The sequence below is a fragment of the Thermus scotoductus DSM 8553 genome (assembly GCF_000381045.1).
GTDB lineage: Bacteria > Deinococcota > Deinococci > Deinococcales > Thermaceae > Thermus > Thermus scotoductus.
The window spans coordinates 1-1,240 of record NZ_KB905809.1 but is presented as its reverse complement, the minus strand read 5'-3'; the positions used below and the strand labels follow the sequence as shown (position 1 = coordinate 1,240).

General features: G+C 26.6%; 3 protein-coding genes. 2 read left to right on the top strand and 1 reads right to left on the bottom strand.

From position 1 onward, the window contains the following. Window positions 1-185: plasmid recombination protein (locus F604_RS12785; protein ID WP_211209623.1), on the bottom strand; the 185-nt coding region annotated here is incomplete at its 3' end. A gap of 307 nt (window positions 186-492) precedes the next feature. Between F604_RS12785 and ermCL the strand changes: the two genes are divergently transcribed. Together ermCL and erm are read left to right on the top strand one after the other, a co-directional pair. Beyond that, the gene (gene ermCL / locus F604_RS12980) at window positions 493-552 is read left to right on the top strand and encodes a 23S rRNA methylase leader peptide ErmCL (RefSeq protein ID WP_002497446.1); all 60 of its coding nucleotides are present in this window, start codon (window positions 493-495) and stop codon (window positions 550-552) included. 59 nt (window positions 553-611) lie between these two features. Beyond that, the coding region (erm, locus tag F604_RS12780; RefSeq protein WP_081624258.1) for a 23S ribosomal RNA methyltransferase Erm at window positions 612-1,240 on the top strand (629 nt) is incomplete at its 3' end.

Here is a 1,240-nt window from a genome sequence, read left to right as displayed (position 1 = left end):
TAATTCTCATCAATCGTTTCATCAATTTTATCTTTATACTTTATATTTTGTGCGTTAATCAAATCATAATTTTTATATGTTTCCTCATGATTTATGTCTTTATTATTATAGTTTTTATTCTCTCTTTGATTATGTCTTTGTATCCCGTTTGTATTACTTGATCCTTTAACTCTGGCAACCCTCAAAATTGAATGAGACATGCTACACCTCCGGATAATAAATATATATAAACGTATATAGATTTCATAAAGTCTAACACACTAGACTTATTTACTTCGTAATTAAGTCGTTAAACCGTGTGCTCTACGACCAAAACTATAAAACCTTTAAGAACTTTCTTTTTTTACAAGAAAAAAGAAATTAGATAAATCTCTCATATCTTTTATTCAATAATCGCATCCGATTGCAGTATAAATTTAACGATCACTCATCATGTTCATATTTATCAGAGCTCGTGCTATAATTATACTAATTTTATAAGGAGGAAAAAATATGGGCATTTTTAGTATTTTTGTAATCAGCACAGTTCATTATCAACCAAACAAAAAATAAGTGGTTATAATGAATCGTTAATAAGCAAAATTCATATAACCAAATTAAAGAGGGGTATAATGAACGAGAAAAATATAAAACACAGTCAAAACTTTATTACTTCAAAACATAATATAGATAAAATAATGACAAATATAAGATTAAATGAACATGATAATATCTTTGAAATCGGCTCAGGAAAAGGCCATTTTACCCTTGAATTAGTAAAGAGGTGTAATTTCGTAACTGCCATTGAAATAGACCATAAATTATGCAAAACTACAGAAAATAAACTTGTTGATCACGATAATTTCCAAGTTTTAAACAAGGATATATTGCAGTTTAAATTTCCTAAAAACCAATCCTATAAAATATATGGTAATATACCTTATAACATAAGTACGGATATAATACGCAAAATTGTTTTTGATAGTATAGCTAATGAGATTTATTTAATCGTGGAATACGGGTTTGCTAAAAGATTATTAAATACAAAACGCTCATTGGCATTACTTTTAATGGCAGAAGTTGATATTTCTATATTAAGTATGGTTCCAAGAGAATATTTTCATCCTAAACCTAAAGTGAATAGCTCACTTATCAGATTAAGTAGAAAAAAATCAAGAATATCACACAAAGATAAACAAAAGTATAATTATTTCGTTATGAAATGGGTTAACAAAGAATACAAGAAAATATTTACAAAAAA